Origin of the sequence: Phenylobacterium ferrooxidans (assembly GCF_042714595.1) — a bacterium.
GTDB classification, from domain to species: Bacteria; Pseudomonadota; Alphaproteobacteria; order Caulobacterales; family Caulobacteraceae; genus Phenylobacterium; species Phenylobacterium ferrooxidans.
On record NZ_JAOTJD010000040.1, the window covers coordinates 1 to 17,261 of the forward strand.

The following is a 17,261-nucleotide window of genomic DNA, read 5'->3' on the forward strand; positions in this document are numbered from 1 at the left end:
CGACTTGAATTCCGGCCGCGCGCTCGACCATCTCGCGCCGCAACCGGTCCCCTTAGCTTCGCCGGGCTTATCGCGCCGCCCGACCCCGTTGTCTACAATCCGTCATGTCGCAAGACCGCACATTTCGTGAGCGTGCAGTCAGAGTTCGTGAACGGCGATAACCCGCCTCAGGGCAGATTGCCCCGAAAGAGCTGGAGGATCGCGCTGAAATCCTTCGCGCCGCCCCCCAGGCGATCGAACAGGGCGTACATCCCCTCGGCCTGAGCCCCCATCGGCGTAGCGGCCCCCGACTTGGCCGCAGCCTCCTGCGCCAGCTTCAAATCCTTCAACATCATCGCGGTGGCGAAACCGCCCTCGTAGTCGCGATTCGAAGGCGCCGCCGGCACCTGGCCTGGCCAAGGACTGTAGTTGCTGAGCGACCAGCACTGGCCCGAGGACTTAGTGGCGATCTCGAAGAACCGGTCGGGGTCCAGGCCCAGTTTCTCGGCCAGGGCGAAGGCCTCGCACACCCCGATCATCGAGATGCCCAGCACCATGTTGTTGCAGATCTTGGCCGCCTGCCCCGCCCCGTGGTCGCCGGCCCGGATCACGGCGCGGGCCATCGGGGCCAGCGCCGCCTCCACCGCGGCGAAGTCGGCCTCGTCGCACCCCACCATGAAGGCCAGCGTTCCGCCCTCGGCCGCCGCTGTGCCGCCGGAGACCGGCGCGTCGGCGAACCGGAAGCCCCGGGCCTTGGCGTCGGCCGCCACAGCGCGCGCGCTTTCCACATCGATGGTGGAGCAGTCGATCAGCAGGGCGCTCTTGAGCGCCTTGGTCAGCACCTCGTCGGCATAGACCGCCCGCACGTGGGGTCCGGCCGGCAGCATGGTGATCACGACCTCCGCGCCGGCGACCGCCTCCGCCGCGGAACCGGCCGCGCGGCAACCCGCCGCCACGGCCTTCTCCAGCGCCTGGGCCGACAGGTCGAAGGCCGCCACCTCGTGGCCCGCCTTAGCCTGGTTGGCGGCCATGCCGCCGCCCATGTTTCCCAGACCGATGAACGCGATCCGCGTCATGGGCGGCGCTCCCTCACTTGGGCTTGCGGAACTTGTAGATGAACTGGTCGGTGTGGCCGCGCAGGGTCGGATCGAAGACGCCCTTGGTGTGGTCGTCAGTGGCGTTGCGCAGCAGGGTGCTCTCGCCTTCGTAGACAAAGCCAGCCGCCGCCAGTTCGGTCTTCACGATGGCCGGATCGATACGGTGCAGCTTGTCGGCGGTGTCCAAGGGCGCGCCCGCGACCGCGGCGTGGTCCAGCACGACATAGACGCCGCCCGGCTTCAGGGCCGCATAGACGGCCTTGTTCACCGCCGCCACGTCCAGGTTGAAACGGGCCAGATGCAGGTCGTGATAGTTCTGCGCCGTCCAGATCACGTCGGCCTGGGTCGGCAGGGCCAGGGTCTGGAAGCTGGCCTGCACCACCTTGATGTTCCCGTAGGCGGGATCAGCGGCCACCGCGAGGATAGGGTTGGGCTTGGCGTCGGGCGCCGGGTTCGGCGGCGGCGCGTTGATCACCGCATAGACCACGCCCGTGGGCCCGACCGCCTTGGAAAAGATGCGAGTGAAATAGCCGCCGCCTGGCAGGAAATCGGCCACGGTCTGGCCGGCCTTCACCCCGGCGAACTCCAGCATCTCGGCAGGCTTGCGGTCGGCGTCGCGCTTGGTGTCGGCCTCGGGGCGGGCCTTGTCGGCCACCGCGGCGGCGACCTCGCTGGAAGGCGCGGCCTGAGCGGCGCCGGCGGAAAGCGCCAGGACGGCGACGGCGGCCAGCAACAGATTGCGTGTCATCGGTTCTCTCCCAAGTCTCGTTGTCTTTCGGAACGCCATTCGGCGGCCGCTGGCGTCTCGTTACAGTGGAGGTAGGGGCGACCAGGCCTCATCGGAAGGCAGGGGGGCGAAGATATCGTCCAGCATGGGCTCGGTGACCCCCTCCAGGGTGGCGGGGCTCCACTTCGGCGCATTGTCCTTCTCGACGATGACGGCGCGCACGCCCTCGATGAAGTCGTGGCGCTGCACGACGCGGGCGCCGATCCGGTATTCCATCTCCATGTTCTCGGCGAAGCTCGTGGCCTTGCGGCCCAGCGCCAGTTGCCGGAAGGCCACCTTCAGGGTCTGGGGAGACTTCGAGGCCAGGGCCTTGAGCTGGTCGTCCGACCAGTCCGTGTCGGAGTGCTGCAACGCCTCGACGATGGCCTCGACGCTGGCCAATCCGAAGATGCGCTCGATCTCGTCCTGATGCTCGGCCAGGCGGGGCCTTCCCGCGTCGCCTTCGAACTCCGTCAGCAGGGTCTCGACGGCGGCCGGGTCGGCGATCAGGGCGCTCTTGAAAGCCTTGATCTGATCGCTCGGGATGTAGTCGGTGGCGATCCCCACCAGTTCGCAGTCGGCCGCCTTCAGCCGCGCGCCGGTGAGCGCCAGCCAGAGGCCGATGTGGCCGGGCATGCGCGACAGGAACCAGCCCCCGCCGACGTCGGGGAACAGGCCGATCCCGGTCTCGGGCATGGCGAAGGTGGTCCGCTCGGTAGCCACCCGGTACTGGGAGGGCGCGGCCAAGCCGACGCCACCGCCCATGGTCACCCCGTCCATGATCGCCACCACCGGCTTGGCGTAGCTGAACAGCAGGTGGTTGAGCCGGTACTCCTTGAAGAAGAACTCCCGGGCCGCCTTGCCGTCCGCCGCCCCGCTTTCGGCCAGCATGCGAATGTCGCCGCCGGCGCAGAAGCCGCGCTCGCCGGAGTGATCCAGCAGCACCAGGGCTACGGCCGGATCATCCTTCCAGGCCAGCAGGGCCTCGGTGAGGATTTCGCACATCCGGGTGGTCAGGGCGTGCAGCGCCTGGGGCCGGTTTAGCGTCAGGCGGCCGACGCGGCCCTCGAAGCGGACTAGAACTTCGTCATCACTCATTGGCGCAGCAGCTCCCGGGCGATGATCACCCGCATGATTTCGTTCGTGCCTTCCAGGATCTGGTGGACCCGCAGGTCGCGCACGATCTGTTCCAGGCGATAGTCCTTTAGATAGCCGTAGCCACCATGCAGTTGCAGGGCCTGGTTGGCGACCTCGAAACCGGTGTCGGTGGCGATCCGCTTGGCCATGGCACAGTACTGGGTGGCCTTGGGATCGCGGGCGTCCAGCGCCGCGGCGGCCCGGCGGACCATCAGGCGGGCGGCGTCCAGCTCGGTGGCCATGTCCGCCAGCCGGAACTGCAGGGCCTGAAACTCGGCCAGGGCCTGGCCGAACTGTCTGCGGGTGAGCAGGTGTTCCCGCGCCGTATCGAGGGCGAGCTGCGCGCCGCCGAGCGAGCAGGAGGCGATGTTGATGCGCCCGCCGTCCAGGCCGGCCATGGCGAAGCGGAAGCCCTCCCCCTCCCCGCCCAGGCGGTTGGCTTCCGGCACGCGGACCCCATCGAGGTTCACCTGAGCCGTGGGCTGGGCGTTCCAGCCCATCTTGCGCTCCTGAGCCCCGAACGAGACGCCCGGCTGGTTCTTCTCCACCACGAAGGCCGAAACTCCCTTGGCGCCCGCCGCCCCGGTGCGGGCCATCACCAGATAGAGGTCGGAGCTCCCGGCGCCCGAGATGAAGGCCTTCGAGCCCGTCAGGACGTAGCTGTCGCCGTCCTTCTTCGCCGTGGTCGCCAGCGCCGCGGCGTCCGACCCCGAGTCCGGCTCCGTCAGGCAGTAGGAGGCGATCAGCTCCATGCTGGTCAGACGCGGCAGGTATCGCTGGCGCAGGTCGTCGGACCCGAACCGATCGATCATCCACGAGACCATGTTGTGGATTGAAAGGAAGGCCGCGGTCGACACGTCGCCATAGCTCAGCTGTTCGAAGACGATGGAGGCGTCCAGTCGGCTCAGGGCCGAGCCGCCGACGTCCTCCCGCACATAGAGCCCGGCGAAGCCGAGCCCCGCCGCCCTGCGCAGGACATCGACCGGAAAGTGCTTGTCCTCGTCCCAGCGGGCCGAGTGCGGAGCCAACTCCTCGGCGGCGAAGACACGGGCGGCGTCCTCGATCGCGCGCTGGTCTTCGTTGAGGGTGAAATCCATGATCTTGGCGGCCTTCGGAAGGGGTTAGCTTGAGGAACTCGCTCCGTAGGCGCAACCTGTCAACGACGCGCGGGGAGTCGGACGATGACGGATCAATTGATGGGACGAGGGCCAGAGGCGGCGCGAAACCTCGCCCTGGTGAACTATGGCCTGCTGTTCGCGTCGATCTTCTTCGCCGGCATCCCGGCCCTGATCGCGGTGATCATCGCCTATTCGCAGCGGGACGAAGCGCCGGTGGCCATCCGCTCGCATCACGATTTCCAGATCAGGATCTTCTGGGTGGCCTTTGGCCTGACCATGGCCGCCGGGGCGTGCGGACTTGGGGCGCTCATCAGCGGGGTCGGTGAACTGTTGGAGTTCACCCGGGTCAACGGTTGGGACGGCTTTTCCACCATCAATATCGACCTCTCCCGCATGGTTCTCGACGGGCGGATCGTCAGCCTCCTGGTGGCGGCCGTGGTGCTGTCGCTGCTGGCCGGGCTGTGGCTGATCGCGGCCCCGGCGATCGGCTTTATCCGGCTGGTCTCGGCGCGAGGGATTGGCCTGACCTCCCACCCGGCCTAGATAGCGGCCCATGAAAAGCGCCCATCTCGCCGCCTACCCCGCCCTGCGCCTGCGCCGTCTGCGTCAGGCTGACTGGGTCCGCCGACTGGTCCGCGAAAGCGTGCTGACACCGGCCGACCTGATCTGGTCGATGGTGGTGCACGAGGGCGAGGGCGAGGTTCCGGTGGGCTCCATGCCGGGCGTGTCACGCCTCTCGGTGAAGGACTGCGCCAAGGCCGCGGTGGAGGCCCGCAGGCTTGGCATCCCGGCCATCGCGGTCTTCCCCCACATCGACGGGGCCAAAAAGGACGCCACCGGCAGCCTGGCCCACGATCCCAACGGCCTGGTGGCCACGGCGGTCAAGGCCATGAAGGACGCCGCCCCCGAGGTCGGGATCATGTGCGACGTGGCGCTGGACCCCTTCACCGACCACGGCCATGACGGCCTGATCGAGAACGGGCGCATCCTCAATGACCCGACCATCGAGACCCTGGTCCGCCAGGGGATCATGCAGGCCGAGGCCGGAGCTGACATCCTGGCGCCCTCCGACATGATGGACGGCCGCTGCGGCGCCTTAAGGCAGGCCCTGGAAAGCGGGGGACTTCAGGATGTTATGATCATGTCCTACGCCGCCAAGTATGCTTCGGCCTTCTATGGCCCTTACCGCGAGGCGATCGGTTCCGGGAAGCTCGGAACGGGCTCGGTGGACAACCCGGGCGACAAGAAGACCTACCAGATGGACTTCGCCAATTCGGACGAGGCCCTGCGCGAGGTGGCCCTCGACATCGCCGAGGGCGCCGACATGGTCATGGTCAAGCCGGGCATGCCCTATCTCGATATCGTGCAGCGCGTGGTGGAGACCTTCGCCATGCCCACCTTCGCCTTCCAGGTCTCGGGCGAGTACGCGATGATCAAGGCCGCCACCCAGAACGGCTGGCTGGACGAGGAACGCGCCATCCTGGAGAGCCTGGGCGCCTTCAAGCGCGCGGGGGCCGCCGGCGTGATCACCTATTTCGCACCGGTCGCCGCCCGGCTGATGGGCGCGTGACCCAGCCGCCGATCCGCATCGTCGCAGCCTTGATCCGCGACGGAGAGGGGCGGCTGCTTACGGTTCGCAAGGCCGACACGACCGCCTTCATGCTGCCTGGCGGCAAGCGCGATCCCGGTGAAGACGACGCCGCTGCGCTGGCCCGCGAACTTGCCGAGGAACTGGGATGCGTCCTGGTCGAGAGCCGCCCGCTCGGCGTCTTCAGCGCGCCGGCCGCCAACGAGCCCGACACCCAGGTCGAGGGCGCGATCTATCACGCGACGATCCGCGGCGAGGTCGCCGCCCAGGCTGAGATCGCCGAACTATTGTGGATCGATCCGACCACGCCGCCCGCGGTACGCCTCGCCCCCCTACTGGAAACCCAGGTCCTGCCGCGGTTATTCTAGGCCCAGAGCCCCGATGGAGACGATCTTGTCCAAATCCCTCGCCCGCGCCGTCATCGGCGCCTCACTGGCCCTGTCGTTCGCCGGCTCCGCCGCCGCCAGCTCCGACGACGCCTGGTTGGCGTTCCAGAAGGAAGTCGCCACCCGCTGCAAGGCGGCCGCCACAAAGGATTCGGGCGTGAAGACCTGGACCGTGGCGGTCTCGGCGTTCGGCAGCCAGAATTTCGGCATGGCCATCCTCACCGGCAAGGCCCAGGGCGGGGCCCCGGTAAAGTACGCCTGCGCCATGGACAAGAAGACCAAGGCCGCGGAAGTCGCCGGCGGCGAACCCTCCGGCTGGGCGCCAAACTAAGCGTCGGAGACGAAGTAGCGGCTCTCTCCGCCGTGGTCGGGCAGGTTGACCATCCCATCAAACGTCAGGCCGATCTTCTCCAGCACCCGGACCGACCCGTCGTTATCAGGCTTGGTGATCGCCACGATCCGGCCCAGGCCGAGCGCCCTGCGGCCATAGGCCAGCACCGCCGCGCCAGCCTCCGAGGCGAACCCCTGGCCTGAGAACCGCGCCAGGAAGGCGTAGCCGATATCGGGGTGATCGAGCACCTCGCGCTTGATCAGGCCGCAGATGCCGACCGGCTCGGCGGTGGCCTTCAGCCCCACCCACCAGAGACCGAAGCCGTGCCGAGCATAGCTGACCACTGGTCCTTCGGCGACATAGCGCCGTGCGCCCTCCAGGTCGCGCACCTGCCGGTCGCCGATGTTCTCCAGGAACCCAGGCTCGTTCAGCAGCTCGAGGATAAAGGCGTCGTCGTCGGGCGTCAGCTGGCGCAGAAACAGCCGCTCGGTCTCAAGCACCATCACCGACACCACGATCCTCCCCGCACTGTCGTTCTCCGCTTTGGGAACGCCCGACTGTACCTAGACGGCGCGGCTGAAGAACAGAGCAAACTCCCCCTCCGAGGGGGTGGCGTCATAGAGGGTGAGGTCCAGGCCAGTCAGGGAGAAGCCCAGGGCCTGATAGACCGCGACACCTGGCTGATTCTGGTTGCTGGTCTCCAACCAGACATGACGCGCGCCCAGGGACCGCGCGTGGTCCAGCACCGCCTCCATCAGCCGCCGGCCGAGGCCCTGGCCGCGCCGGCCAGCGTCCACATAGAAGTGCCAGAGCACCAGCCGCTGGTTCCAGGCCTGGAAGCCCACGGCGGCGAACCCGATGATCTGCGACCCGTCGGTGGCCACCCATGCGACGTCCCAGGGGCGATCGGGATCCTCCAGGTCCTCCAGGGGGAAGACCTTGGTCACGGTCTGCGGAACTGAGCGCAGGACGATCCCCTCCGGTCCGGCGTTCGCCGCCAGGACACTGGTGCTCTGCACGGCCGTGTCGATCGCTGCGATCCTCTCCACGTCCCGCGTCAGGACGGCGGGCCGTATCTCGGTCACGGCTTTTCAAGCCGCGCGACGAGGCTTGAGGTGTCCCAGCGGCGGCCGCCCATCGCCTGGACCTCGCGGTAGAAGCCGTCGATTAGGGCCGTGGCCTCAAGGGTCGCGCCGTTCGACGCCGCCTCGTCCAGCACCAGACCGAGATCCTTGCGCATCCAGTCGACGGCGAAGCCGAAATCGAACTTCCCCTCGGCCATGGTCTTCCAGCGGTTGTCCATCTGCCAGGATTGGGCCGCGCCCTTGGAGATCGCCTCGTAGACTTCGAGCGGATCGAGCCCCGCCCGCTTGGCGAAGTGCATGCCCTCGGCCAGGCCCTGGACCAGGCCGGCGATCGCGATCTGGTTGACCATCTTGGTGAGCTGGCCGGCGCCGGCCTCGCCCATCAGCCGCACGGCCTTGGCGAACGCCATGATCACCGGCTCGGCCCGGGCATAGGCGGCGGGATCGCCGCCGCACATGACGGTCAGCTGGCCGTTCTCCGCGCCGGCCTGCCCCCCCGACACCGGCGCATCTACGAAGAACCGGCCGTCCCGCACCGCCTGGTCCGCCATCTCGCGGGCCACCTTCGCCGAGGTGGTGGTGTGGTCGACGATGATTCCCCCGGCCGCCATCGCCGGGAGGGCCTGGGACACGACGCCGCGGACGTCATCGTCATTCCCCACGCAAAGGAAGGCGATCTCGGCGTCGTGGGCCGCCTCGGCGACGGACGCTCCGGCGCGGCCGCCGTGGGCCTGAGCCCAGCGCTGCGCCTTCTCCGGGCTGCGGTTGAACACCGCGACCTCGTGGCCGGCCTTGGCCAGGTGTCCGGCCATCGGGAAGCCCATAACGCCCAAGCCCACGAACGCGACCTTCATGTCCCCACCCTTCTAAACAAACTCAACGCCATCTTAACGAGCCTCACCGCACCTTGCGCTGGAATCAGCGTTAACCGGATTTGAATCATGGCCGTCGGCGAAGCCCCTATCCTGATCAAGAAAATCAAGAAGGGCGGCGGCCATGGACACCATGGCGGCGCATGGAAGGTGGCCTACGCCGACTTCGTCACCGCGATGATGGCCTTCTTCCTGCTGATGTGGCTGATCAACACTACCAGCCCGGAACAGAAGCGCGGCATCGCCGACTATTTCGCCCCAGCCAGCGTTTCCGAGACCACCTCCGGCTCCGGCGGCATTCTGGCCGGCACCGCCCTGGGTGAAGACGGCGCCAAGGGGGCGGGCTCCATGGCGATCATCGAGGAGATGTCTCCGGAGTCCAAGAATCCTGACGACGGCAAGGCCTCCGACGCGGCCAAGGCGATCGACTCCCAGGCCTCCAGCGAGGCCATGAAGGAGGCGCTGGAGAAGCGCGAGGAAGCCGCCTTCCAGTCGGCCGCCCAGTCCCTGCGCCAGTCGCTGCAGGACATGCCTGAGCTCGCCGAGCTCTCGAAGAACATCATCATCGACCAGACCCCCGAGGGTCTTCGCATCCAGCTCGTCGACCAGGAAGGTCGTTCCCTGTTCAACGAGGGACAGGTGCAACCCAATGACCGGGCGAAGCTGCTGCTGCGAGCTGTGGGCAAGATCGTCAACCAGCTGCCCAACCGGATCAGCATCTCCGGCCACACCTCGGCCAGCATGAACGGCCGCAAGGCCGACACCGACTGGGCCCTGTCCTCGGCCCGCGCCGACGCCTCGCGCCGCCTCCTGCAGACCACCGGCGTGGATCCCGACCGGGTCTATCAGGTGGCTGGCAAGGCCAATTCCGAACCGCTGTATCCGGACGATCCAACCCTGCCCGGCAACCGGCGGATCGCCATCGTCCTGCTGCGCGAAGCCCCGGTGCTGCCGCCGAATAACGGGTTCTAGGCTGTGACTCTCGGAACACTTGCGCAACCCACCGGCATGACGCCTAATCGGGTTAGGCGCAGTGGTTCGAGAGCGATCGCAAGTCCGTGACGCAACATTTTCCGACCCGACAGCTCAGGTTCTTCCTGACAGCGCCGAGCCCCTGCCCCTATCTGCCGGAACGTCATGAGCGCAAGGTCTTCGCCCACCTGCCCCTGTCGGACGGCGCCACGGTCAACGACTCCCTGACCCAGGTGGGCTTCCGCCGCTCCCAGAACATCGCCTATCGCCCCGCTTGTGAGTCCTGCTCGGCCTGCGTCTCAGCCCGGATCCCGGCCGTGGACTACGTGTTCTCGCGTTCGGAGCGCAAGACCCTGGCCCGCAACGAGGACATCGAGCGCCACTTGGTGGAGGCCGAGGCCACCATGGAGCAGTTCGACCTGCTCCGGCGCTACCTGCTGACCCGGCACGCCGACGGCGGCATGGCCGAGATGACCTGGCCCGACTACGTGGCCATGGTCGAGGACACCGCGGTCCGCACCCACATCATCGAGTATCGCCTGCGCTCCAGGGATGGCGGCCCCGGCGACCTGGTGGCCTGCGCTCTCGTCGACCTGATGAGCGACGGTCTCTCCCTAGTGTACAGCTTCTACGATCCCACCGTGACCCGGCGCAGCCTGGGCTCCTTCGTGATCCTGGACCACGTGGTCCAGGCCGGCCTCACCGGCATGCCCTACGTCTATCTCGGCTACTGGGTCCGAGGCTCGGAGAAGATGGACTACAAGGTCCGCTTCTCCCCCATAGAGCTGCTTCGCCCCGAGGGCTGGCGCCTGATATCCGCCCGCGACCGGGTCGCCGAGGCGATCTGACCTGCTGGCTTCGGGCGCGCTGCGCCGACAAGTTCGGCGCCGCCGTGGGATGAGCCACGGCGGCGCGTACCCCTAAAACTCTGCTGAGATCGTGAACTGGATGGTCCGCCGGGGCCCCGGCCGGAAGCTCGCGGGCGTGTTGGTCGTGGTGTTGACCGTGCCCAGGTAGTCCTCGTCCAGGATGTTGTCGATATTGACCCGGGCCTTGATCTGCTCGAACGGCCCGGCCCCGAACCCGTCGCCCAAATCGACATAGGCGTTGTAGATCGTGTAGCCGTCGGTCTTCTCGCTGTTCACGAAGTTGGTGAAGCGCGAGCTGATGTGACGCGCCGAGATGTTGATCACAGCGCCTTCCACCGGCTCGAGGGTGACACCGCCGGTCCACAGCCATTCGGGGAAGTCAGGGACCCGCTTGCCGGCGATGGCGAAGGTGGCGAAGTTGTCCTGGAACTCGGCGATATTGTAGCTGAGGTTGGTGTTGAAATAGACCTTCCCGCCCAAAAGCTCCGGTTTCCACTGTCCGCTGAACTCCGCGCCGTGGGCTTCCACGCCGCCGACGTTCTGGAAGAAGGTCTCGGTGGTCGTTGACCCTGGCACCACCGATGCGAAGGACTGGAGCCGGTTCTCGAAGGTGGTCTTGTAGGCCACGATCGAGGCGTTGAAGGTCGGGCGGTTGGCGCGGTAGCCGATCTCCCAGTTCTTGGAGGTCTCGGCCTCCGGTCCGGGCGCCAGCGGACTGGCGGCCGAAAAGATGTCGTCGGCGCCCCGAGGCAGGGCCATGTTCTCCGAGTAGGACGCGAAGACCTGGTCGCGGCCGTTGACGTCCAGAACCGCGCCTATCTGCGGCAGGAAGTTGTCCTCCCAGGTCTTGGAGACCGAGGGCTGGCGGCGCGCGATGAAGTCGGCCGGATTGCGGTAGCCTGCGATATTGTAGTCGACGCTCAGGCTCTTGAAGCCCAGGTCGATCTTCAGCCGGTCGTCGAACAGGCCGATGGTGTCCTTCAGGAAGAACTCCACGGTGTCGCGGGTCGAGACGTAGTTGCGCTGCAGGTGGACCGGCTGGCTCAGCAGCGGCGCGCCATCCGGGCTGCCGCCCACCTGGTTATAGCGCTGCTGGGTGCGGTGATAATCGTCGTTCTCCACCCAGACGCCGCCGGAGATGTCGTGGTTGGCGATGCTCCAGGTCAGCTTTCCGGTCGCCCCTTGTCGCGTCCCGTCCACCGTCGACAGGCCGTACTGCAGGCCCAGGGGCGCGAACAACCCAGGCACGATCAGGCGTTCGGCGTTGTAATTGGTGAGTGAAGTCGCATAGGCCTCCGGCGAAACGCCATAGCCCTCCTTGGACTCGTAGTAGGCCCCAACTGTCAGCTTCAGGCTCTCGCCGATCGGGGTGTCGTAGGTCAGGCCGTAGAGGTGGTCCTGCCGGCTGTTGATGGCCTGCTTGTAGTATTGGTTATAGGCGGTGTTGGAGTAGGTGATCCCCGCCGCCGTCACCGGCAGCACCGGCACATAGCCCAGATAGGCGAAGCTGCGCCCCGAGCGGCCGAAGATGTCGCCCGCCGTACCGGCGTACTGGGCCTTGGTGATCGAGGGCGAGTCGAAGTCGAAATAGTCGTTGTGGACGGTCTGGAAGGTGATGGCGCCCTCGCCCACCTCGTAACGCAGCTTGGCCTCGTAGTGGGTGCGCTCGATGTCACCCGGCCCGCGCCAAAGGTCGCCCTTGATCCACGAGCCGCTCACATAGCCCGAGAGGCCGCCATGCTCGCCCAGGTCGATGCGGGCGAAGGTGCGGCGCAGGTTGTCGCTGCCGAGGCTCTGGCTCACCACCCCGCCGAATTCCTCATCGGGGACCTGGGTCAGGTAGCTGACGATGGGGCCGAGGGAGGCGTAGCTGGGCAGGCTCACATCGCCCGAGCCCGCCGAGGCCGTGACCCGCAGCAGGTTCTCGTTGTCGACGTAACGATAGATCGGGCTGCCGCCGAACTGGTCGCTGCGGCCCATGGGGATGTTGTCCAGCAGGAAGCCGATTTGCTGGAAATTGAAGGCCCGGACCGAGACCGAGTTGCCGAACTCGTACATGCCCAGCGCGTCATTGGCCTGCACGTTGAACCCCGGCAGCGACTCCAGCATCTTCAGGCCGGTCACCCCCGCCGGCGCCGAAAGCAACGCCTCCCGGGTGATGGCGACGGTGGCGGTGGCCTGGTCGGTGCCGATGGCCACCGAGGCCTCGGAGACCCGGCTGCCGGTCACCACCAGCTCCTCCACGGTCCCCGGCCCCTGGGCCAGCGCCCAGGTCGGCGCGCTCAGGACCGTGGCCACCGCCGCGCCGGACAACAGCGCCGTGCGGCGCAGGTTCAGAATGTTCATCGAGCTATCCCCAGCTCACCGTTCTTGGTGCGGAGGAAAGCTGGCCTACCGCCCCGGCTGCAGACAGCGACAACTGGTCAAGCTCCGCATTATGCGGGCGATCGCCGGATCGGCGCGCAGACAGGCAGCTGGTTGCCCCCCAACGCGGCGCCGACCCATGCCCCGCGCGCCGCGCGGCGCCTTCCCCTTGCAGCGGCGCACCGTTCATCCCCAACTGCGCGCCCTGTCCACATCGACCCCGTGCGGCGCGGCAGGTAAGGTCGGCCCGTGACCGTCACCGCCCCGAGAGACGCATAGTGCGACAGCTGCGCCTGAGCCTCAGGCGACCCGTGTCCTACGCGCGCCGCGAGTTCAGCCAGGGCCCTTCCAACGCGCAGGCGATCGCGACCCTGGATGCCTGGCCGGCATGGCATGGCGGCTGCCTGGTGCTGGTGGGTGCGCCTGGCAGCGGCAAGACCCACCTGGCCCAGGGCTGGGCCGCTCAGTCCCGGGCTCTGGTCCTGGACCGCGAGGCCACCGACATCGCCGCGGCCAATGGGCGTCCGGTCCTGGTGGAGGATGTCGATCAGGGCATGGACGCCGAGACCCTGTTCCACCTGATCAACATGGCCGGCCACGATGGCGGCAGCCTGCTGCTCACCGCGCGCCTGGCCCCCGCCGCCTGGCCTGCCCAGCTCCCCGACCTACGCTCGCGTCTGAACGCCCTGCCTGTCGCCCTCATCGAGGAGCCGGACGACCAGGTTCTGGAAGGTGTATTGAGAAAATTCTTCCGAGAGCGGAGCATTCGGCCGCCCAAGGAGGTTTTCCCTTATCTGCTGCGGCGGATGGAAAGGTCGATCCCCGCGGCCCGCGAGATCGTCAGGAAGCTGGATGAGGCGGCCGACGAGGAACAGCGGCCCATATCGCGCGCGCTCGCGCGACAGATCCTTGAAGAGGATACGGACAATCTTGACCTTTTCGATGGATAACTTGAAGCCTCAAGTCGGTTGGGTCAGAAGAGGCTCGATCTCCAGCCTCGGGAATGTCCACCGATGACCTATGCCGCGCCCCTGCGATCCGACGGTGTCGAAATCGGGCGCGAACCGCTCAGCCTGGACGCCGAATTGCTGAAATCCCAAAGCCGGTTCTTCAACCGCGAGCTGTCCTGGCTGGCCTTCAACAAGCGCGTGCTGGGCGAGAGCCAGAACACACGGCACCCCCTGCTGGAACGCCTGCGCTTCCTGTCGATCTCGGCCAACAACCTCGACGAGTTCTACATGGTCCGCGTGGCCGGCCTGAAGGCCCAGGTCCGCGAAGGCGTGCGGGTTGTCAGCCAGGACGGCCTGACCCCCGCCGAGCAGCTTGAACGGGTCAATTCCGAAGCCGCCGACCTGATGAGCGGCCAGCAGACCCGCTGGCGCGAACTTTGCGTCGAGCTGGCCGGCGAGGGCCTGCACGTCGTGGGTCCGCAGGATGTGACCGCCGCCGAGAAGGAAGCCCTCAAGGACACGTTCGCCAGCCGCCTGTTCCCCGTCTTGACCCCGCTGGCCATCGACCCCGCGCACCCCTTCCCCTTCATCCCGAACCTGGCCTTCTCCCTGGCCCTGAAGCTGCGGCGCCAGTCGGACGGACGGCGGCTCTACGCCCTGGTGCCGATCCCGGCCCAGGTGGCGCGGTTCTGGCCCCTGCCGGCGGTTCCATCGCGCCGACGCAAGCCCGAGCGGCGGTTCATCTCGCTGGAGAACATGGTCTCCCTATTCCTCGACCATCTGTTCCCCGACTGCGAGATCGAGGCCCAGGGTGTCTTCCGGCTGATCCGCGACAGCGACATCGAGATCGAGGAAGAGGCCGAGGACTTGATGCGGGAGTTCGAGGCGCGCCTGAAGCAGCGCCGCCTGGGCTCGGTCGTCCGGGTCGAGATCGAGCAGGCCATGCCCAAAGAGCTGCGAGCCTTCATCGTCAGCAACCTGCACGCCCGCGAAGACGACATCCTGATGGTCGACGGCCTGCTGGGGCTCGACGAACTTTCCCAGCTGATCCCGCCGGACCGCCCGGACCTGAAGTTCAAGGCCTTCGAGCCCCGCTTCCCAGAGCGGATCCGTGACCATGCCGGGGACTGCTTCGCCGCCATTCGCGAGAAGGACATCCTGGTCCACCATCCTTTCGAGAGCTTCGATGTGGTGGTGCAGTTCCTGCGCCAGGCCGCCCGCGACCCCAATGTCCTGGCGATCAAGCAGACCCTCTATCGGACCTCGTCCGACAGCCCAATCGTGGCCGCCCTGATCGAGGCCGCCGAGAACGGCAAGAACGTCACCGCCCTGGTGGAGATCAAGGCCCGTTTCGACGAAGAGGCGAACCTGAAGTGGGCGCGCGATCTCGAACGCGCCGGGGTCCACGTCGTCTTCGGCTTCGTCGAGTACAAGACCCACGCCAAGCTCTCGATCGTCGTCCGCAAGGAAGGCGACACCCTGCGCACCTACTGCCACTTCGGCACTGGCAACTACCACCCGATCACGGCGCGCATCTATACCGACCTGTCGCTGTTCACCACCGACCCGGCGCTGGCCCGCGATAGCGCCCGGCTGTTCAACTACATCACCGGCTACGCCACGCCTGACCGGCTTGAGAAGCTCTCCTTCTCGCCGATCACCATGAAGACCGACCTGCTGACCCTGATCGGCCGGGAGGTTGAGAACGCCCGGGCCGGCAAGCCCTCCGGCATCTGGTGCAAGCTCAACTCCATCGTCGATCCCGTGCTGATCGACGCGCTCTACGAGGCCAGCCAGGCCGGAGTCGCCATCGAGCTGGTGATTCGCGGCATCTGCTGCCTGCGTCCCGGCGTGCCGGGCCTGTCGGAGAATATCCGCGTCAAGTCCATCGTCGGCCGCTTCTTGGAGCACTCCCGCATCGTGGCCTTCGCCAACGGCGCGGCCATGCCCTCGGCGGAGACCCGGGTGTTCATTTCCTCGGCCGACTGGATGCCGCGCAACCTGGACCGCCGGGTGGAGTGCCTGACGCCGGTGGAGAATCCCACGGTGCACCAGCAGGTCCTCCAGCAGATCATGGTCGCCAACCTGAAAGACGAGGCGCAGAGCTGGACGCTGGACGCCGAGGGCCGCTATACCCGCGATCCTTCGTGGGACCACCCGGGCGCCTTCTCCGCGCACGAGTATTTCATGACCAATCCCAGCCTGTCTGGCCGGGGACAGAAGGTTAAGGACATGCCGCGCGCGATCGATCATGTGGCCACGCACGGATAGTTCACCCGGTCGCCAGGCCGCCGTCATCGACCTGGGCTCCAACTCCGTACGTCTCGTCATCTACCGGCTGGAAGGCCGGGCGATCTGGACCATCTTCAACGAAAAGGCCCTAGCTGGCCTTGGCCGCGACCTGCCGACCACGGGCCGGCTATCGCCAGACGGCATAGAGACCGCCATCGCCGCCATGCGCCGCTTCCGCGCGGTGCTGGACGGGCTGCACGCCTCGGAAATCATGGTGGTGGCCACGGCCGCCGCCCGCGACGCCGTCGACGGCCGGGACTTCCTGGCTCGGGTTCAGGAAGAGACGGGCCTGCAGGTCCGCATCCTGACCGGCGAACAGGAGGCGCGTTACGCCGCCCTTGGCGTGATCGCCGGCCAGCCCGACGCCAAGGGCGTGGTGGGCGACCTGGGTGGGTCCAGCCTGGAACTGATCCGCCTGCAGGACGGACGGTCCGGCGACGGCGTCACCCTGCCCCTGGGACCCTTCTCCCTCGGCGCCCCACGGCCGTTGGACGTCGACAAGACCCGCAAGCGGATCGACGCGGCCCTGGCCCCCATGGGGGAGCGCTTCGCCACGTCGCAGTTCCAGGCCGTGGGCGGCGCCTGGCGCAACCTCGCCCTGCTGCACATGATCATGGCCGACTACCCCCTGCGCGTCGCCCATCAGTATGAGATGACACGCGCGGACGCCCAGGACGTGGCCCGCTTCGTCAGCCGACAGTCCCGCGGTTCGCTCGAACGTATCCAGGGCCTGTCGAAGAAGCGTTTCGACACCCTGCCCTATTCGGCCCTGGTCCTGGACGCCCTGATCGAACGGCTTGGGGTCGAGAAGGTCGTGATCTCAGCCTATGGCCTGCGCGAGGGCCTGCTGCTGGAGGCCATGTCACCGGAGGAGCGCGCCCGCGACCCGCTGATCGAAGGCTGTGAGGCCCTGACCGCTGTGCGTGGCCTTTCGCAGGACCTGGGCCTCGCCCTGGAGACCTGGTTGACCCGGGCCTTCGCCACCCTGCCGCCGGTGTTCGGCGAGCGCGACGCTGTCCTCACCGCGGCCGCCTGCCGACTGGCCGACCTCGGCGCCCGCCTGCACCCCGATCACCGGGCAGATCTGGCCTTCGACCAGGTCCTGCGGGCTCCCATCGCCGGCATGACCCACGCCGAGCGCGCCTTCCTCGCCTGCGTCGCCTTCGCGCGCCACTCCAGCGCGCCTGTCACGCCCGAGCCCGAGACCGTGGCCAAGGTGCTCTCGCCCGAGCGCCGCCAGAGGGCCCGCGCCCTGGGGGCCGCCGTCCGCCTGGGCTGCGACCTCTCCGGCCGCAACGCCACCCTGCTGCCCCACGCCAGCCTGGTGATCAGCGGCGGCCGCCTCACCCTGGGCGCCGAGCCGGACTGGTGCGACATGCTGCTGGGCGAACAGACCGCCAAGCGCGCCGCCACCCTGGCCCAGGCGCTGAAACTCAAACTCGAAATGGCCTGACC

17 protein-coding genes are annotated in these 17,261 nt (G+C 67.5%); 9 read left to right on the forward strand and 8 right to left on the reverse strand.

Annotated features, from left to right (window positions below; genetic code table 11):
- Positions 1 to 167 precede the first annotated feature (167 nt).
- The 4 genes from mmsB to OCL97_RS17770 are packed head-to-tail and all read right to left on the reverse strand — an operon-like array spanning position 168 to position 4,076.
- Positions 168 to 1,055, reverse strand: a complete 888-nt coding sequence (gene mmsB, locus OCL97_RS17755; RefSeq protein WP_377371160.1) for a 3-hydroxyisobutyrate dehydrogenase — start codon at positions 1,053 to 1,055, stop codon at positions 168 to 170.
- 13 nt (positions 1,056 to 1,068) lie between these two features.
- Entirely contained in the window at positions 1,069 to 1,824 is a 756-nt protein-coding gene (locus tag OCL97_RS17760; RefSeq protein WP_377371161.1) for a class I SAM-dependent methyltransferase, read from the reverse strand.
- 60 nt (positions 1,825 to 1,884) lie between these two features.
- Positions 1,885 to 2,940, reverse strand: coding sequence for an enoyl-CoA hydratase/isomerase family protein (locus OCL97_RS17765; protein ID WP_377371162.1), 1,056 nt, complete (start codon positions 2,938 to 2,940; stop codon positions 1,885 to 1,887).
- On the reverse strand, positions 2,937 to 4,076 hold the full coding sequence (locus OCL97_RS17770) for an acyl-CoA dehydrogenase family protein (protein ID WP_377371163.1): 1,140 nt from the start codon (positions 4,074 to 4,076) through the stop codon (positions 2,937 to 2,939). The genes OCL97_RS17765 and OCL97_RS17770 overlap by 4 nt, the downstream gene beginning before the upstream one ends.
- An 84-nt stretch (positions 4,077 to 4,160) precedes the next feature.
- Between OCL97_RS17770 and OCL97_RS17775 the strand changes: the two genes are divergently transcribed.
- The 4 genes from OCL97_RS17775 to OCL97_RS17790 are packed head-to-tail and all read left to right on the forward strand — an operon-like array spanning position 4,161 to position 6,402.
- Complete coding sequence (locus OCL97_RS17775; protein WP_304783282.1) at positions 4,161 to 4,640, forward strand: hypothetical protein; 480 nt, start codon at positions 4,161 to 4,163, stop codon at positions 4,638 to 4,640.
- Positions 4,641 to 4,650: 10 nt separating this feature from the next.
- Positions 4,651 to 5,667, forward strand: coding sequence for a porphobilinogen synthase (hemB, locus tag OCL97_RS17780; RefSeq protein ID WP_377371164.1), 1,017 nt, complete (start codon positions 4,651 to 4,653; stop codon positions 5,665 to 5,667).
- Positions 5,664 to 6,053 carry an NUDIX hydrolase gene (locus OCL97_RS17785; protein ID WP_377371165.1) on the forward strand — a complete coding sequence of 130 codons (390 nt, stop codon included), beginning with the start codon at positions 5,664 to 5,666 and terminating at the stop codon, positions 6,051 to 6,053. Before hemB ends, OCL97_RS17785 begins: the two co-directional genes overlap by 4 nt.
- Before the next feature lie 25 nt (positions 6,054 to 6,078).
- The gene (locus OCL97_RS17790) at positions 6,079 to 6,402 is read left to right on the forward strand and encodes a hypothetical protein (RefSeq protein ID WP_377371166.1); all 324 of its coding nucleotides are present in this window, start codon (positions 6,079 to 6,081) and stop codon (positions 6,400 to 6,402) included.
- Here the strand turns inward: OCL97_RS17790 and OCL97_RS17795 are convergent.
- Genes OCL97_RS17795 through OCL97_RS17805 form a run of 3 tightly spaced genes read right to left on the reverse strand, consistent with a single transcriptional unit; the run spans position 6,399 to position 8,341 of the window.
- Positions 6,399 to 6,905: a GNAT family N-acetyltransferase gene (locus OCL97_RS17795; RefSeq protein WP_377371202.1), complete on the reverse strand. Its 507-nt coding sequence runs from the start codon at positions 6,903 to 6,905 to the stop codon at positions 6,399 to 6,401. The genes OCL97_RS17790 and OCL97_RS17795 overlap by 4 nt on opposite strands.
- A gap of 60 nt (positions 6,906 to 6,965) precedes the next feature.
- On the reverse strand, positions 6,966 to 7,487 hold the full coding sequence (locus OCL97_RS17800) for a GNAT family N-acetyltransferase (protein WP_377371167.1): 522 nt from the start codon (positions 7,485 to 7,487) through the stop codon (positions 6,966 to 6,968).
- Positions 7,484 to 8,341 carry an NAD(P)-dependent oxidoreductase gene (locus OCL97_RS17805; protein ID WP_377371168.1) on the reverse strand — a complete coding sequence of 286 codons (858 nt, stop codon included), beginning with the start codon at positions 8,339 to 8,341 and terminating at the stop codon, positions 7,484 to 7,486. The genes OCL97_RS17800 and OCL97_RS17805 overlap by 4 nt, the downstream gene beginning before the upstream one ends.
- Before the next feature lie 87 nt (positions 8,342 to 8,428).
- On the opposite strand from OCL97_RS17805, the gene OCL97_RS17810 reads away from it, so the two are divergent.
- Both OCL97_RS17810 and OCL97_RS17815 read left to right on the forward strand, forming a co-directional pair.
- Positions 8,429 to 9,331, forward strand: a complete 903-nt coding sequence (locus OCL97_RS17810; protein ID WP_377371169.1) for a flagellar motor protein MotB — start codon at positions 8,429 to 8,431, stop codon at positions 9,329 to 9,331.
- Between the two features lie 86 nt (positions 9,332 to 9,417).
- Positions 9,418 to 10,179, forward strand: a complete 762-nt coding sequence (locus OCL97_RS17815; protein ID WP_304783304.1) for an arginyltransferase — start codon at positions 9,418 to 9,420, stop codon at positions 10,177 to 10,179.
- A 72-nt stretch (positions 10,180 to 10,251) separates the two neighbouring features.
- Here the strand turns inward: OCL97_RS17815 and OCL97_RS17820 are convergent, their stop codons facing one another.
- On the reverse strand, positions 10,252 to 12,546 hold the full coding sequence (locus tag OCL97_RS17820; protein WP_377371170.1) for a TonB-dependent receptor domain-containing protein: 2,295 nt from the start codon (positions 12,544 to 12,546) through the stop codon (positions 10,252 to 10,254).
- A 329-nt stretch (positions 12,547 to 12,875) separates the two neighbouring features.
- On the opposite strand from OCL97_RS17820, the gene OCL97_RS17825 reads away from it, so the two are divergent.
- The 3 genes from OCL97_RS17825 to OCL97_RS17835 all read left to right on the forward strand — a co-directional run bounded on the left by OCL97_RS17825 (position 12,876) and on the right by OCL97_RS17835 (position 17,259).
- Positions 12,876 to 13,514 (forward strand): P-loop NTPase family protein, encoded by a 639-nt coding sequence (locus OCL97_RS17825; protein ID WP_377371171.1) that lies wholly within the window; start codon positions 12,876 to 12,878, stop codon positions 13,512 to 13,514.
- Positions 13,515 to 13,577: 63 nt separating this feature from the next.
- Positions 13,578 to 15,785 carry an RNA degradosome polyphosphate kinase gene (locus tag OCL97_RS17830; RefSeq protein ID WP_377371172.1) on the forward strand — a complete coding sequence of 736 codons (2,208 nt, stop codon included), beginning with the start codon at positions 13,578 to 13,580 and terminating at the stop codon, positions 15,783 to 15,785.
- Positions 15,766 to 17,259 carry a Ppx/GppA phosphatase family protein gene (locus OCL97_RS17835; protein ID WP_377371173.1) on the forward strand — a complete coding sequence of 498 codons (1,494 nt, stop codon included), beginning with the start codon at positions 15,766 to 15,768 and terminating at the stop codon, positions 17,257 to 17,259. The genes OCL97_RS17830 and OCL97_RS17835 overlap by 20 nt, the downstream gene beginning before the upstream one ends.
- Positions 17,260 to 17,261: the final 2 nt, after the last annotated feature.

Coding starts and splice junctions, on each gene's coding strand:
- mmsB (WP_377371160.1), bottom strand. CDS start 1,055: ATGACGCGGATCGCGTTCATCGGTCTGGGAAACATGGGCGGCGGCATG.
- OCL97_RS17760 (WP_377371161.1), bottom strand. CDS start 1,824: ATGACACGCAATCTGTTGCTGGCCGCCGTCGCCGTCCTGGCGCTTTCC.
- OCL97_RS17765 (WP_377371162.1), bottom strand. CDS start 2,940: ATGAGTGATGACGAAGTTCTAGTCCGCTTCGAGGGCCGCGTCGGCCGC.
- OCL97_RS17770 (WP_377371163.1), bottom strand. CDS start 4,076: ATGGATTTCACCCTCAACGAAGACCAGCGCGCGATCGAGGACGCCGCC.
- OCL97_RS17775 (WP_304783282.1), top strand. CDS start 4,161: ATGACGGATCAATTGATGGGACGAGGGCCAGAGGCGGCGCGAAACCTC.
- hemB (WP_377371164.1), top strand. CDS start 4,651: ATGAAAAGCGCCCATCTCGCCGCCTACCCCGCCCTGCGCCTGCGCCGT.
- OCL97_RS17795 (WP_377371202.1), bottom strand. CDS start 6,905: ATGGTGCTTGAGACCGAGCGGCTGTTTCTGCGCCAGCTGACGCCCGAC.
- OCL97_RS17805 (WP_377371168.1), bottom strand. CDS start 8,341: ATGAAGGTCGCGTTCGTGGGCTTGGGCGTTATGGGCTTCCCGATGGCC.
- OCL97_RS17810 (WP_377371169.1), top strand. CDS start 8,429: ATGGCCGTCGGCGAAGCCCCTATCCTGATCAAGAAAATCAAGAAGGGC.
- OCL97_RS17820 (WP_377371170.1), bottom strand. CDS start 12,546: ATGAACATTCTGAACCTGCGCCGCACGGCGCTGTTGTCCGGCGCGGCG.
- OCL97_RS17830 (WP_377371172.1), top strand. CDS start 13,578: ATGACCTATGCCGCGCCCCTGCGATCCGACGGTGTCGAAATCGGGCGC.
- OCL97_RS17835 (WP_377371173.1), top strand. CDS start 15,766: ATGTGGCCACGCACGGATAGTTCACCCGGTCGCCAGGCCGCCGTCATC.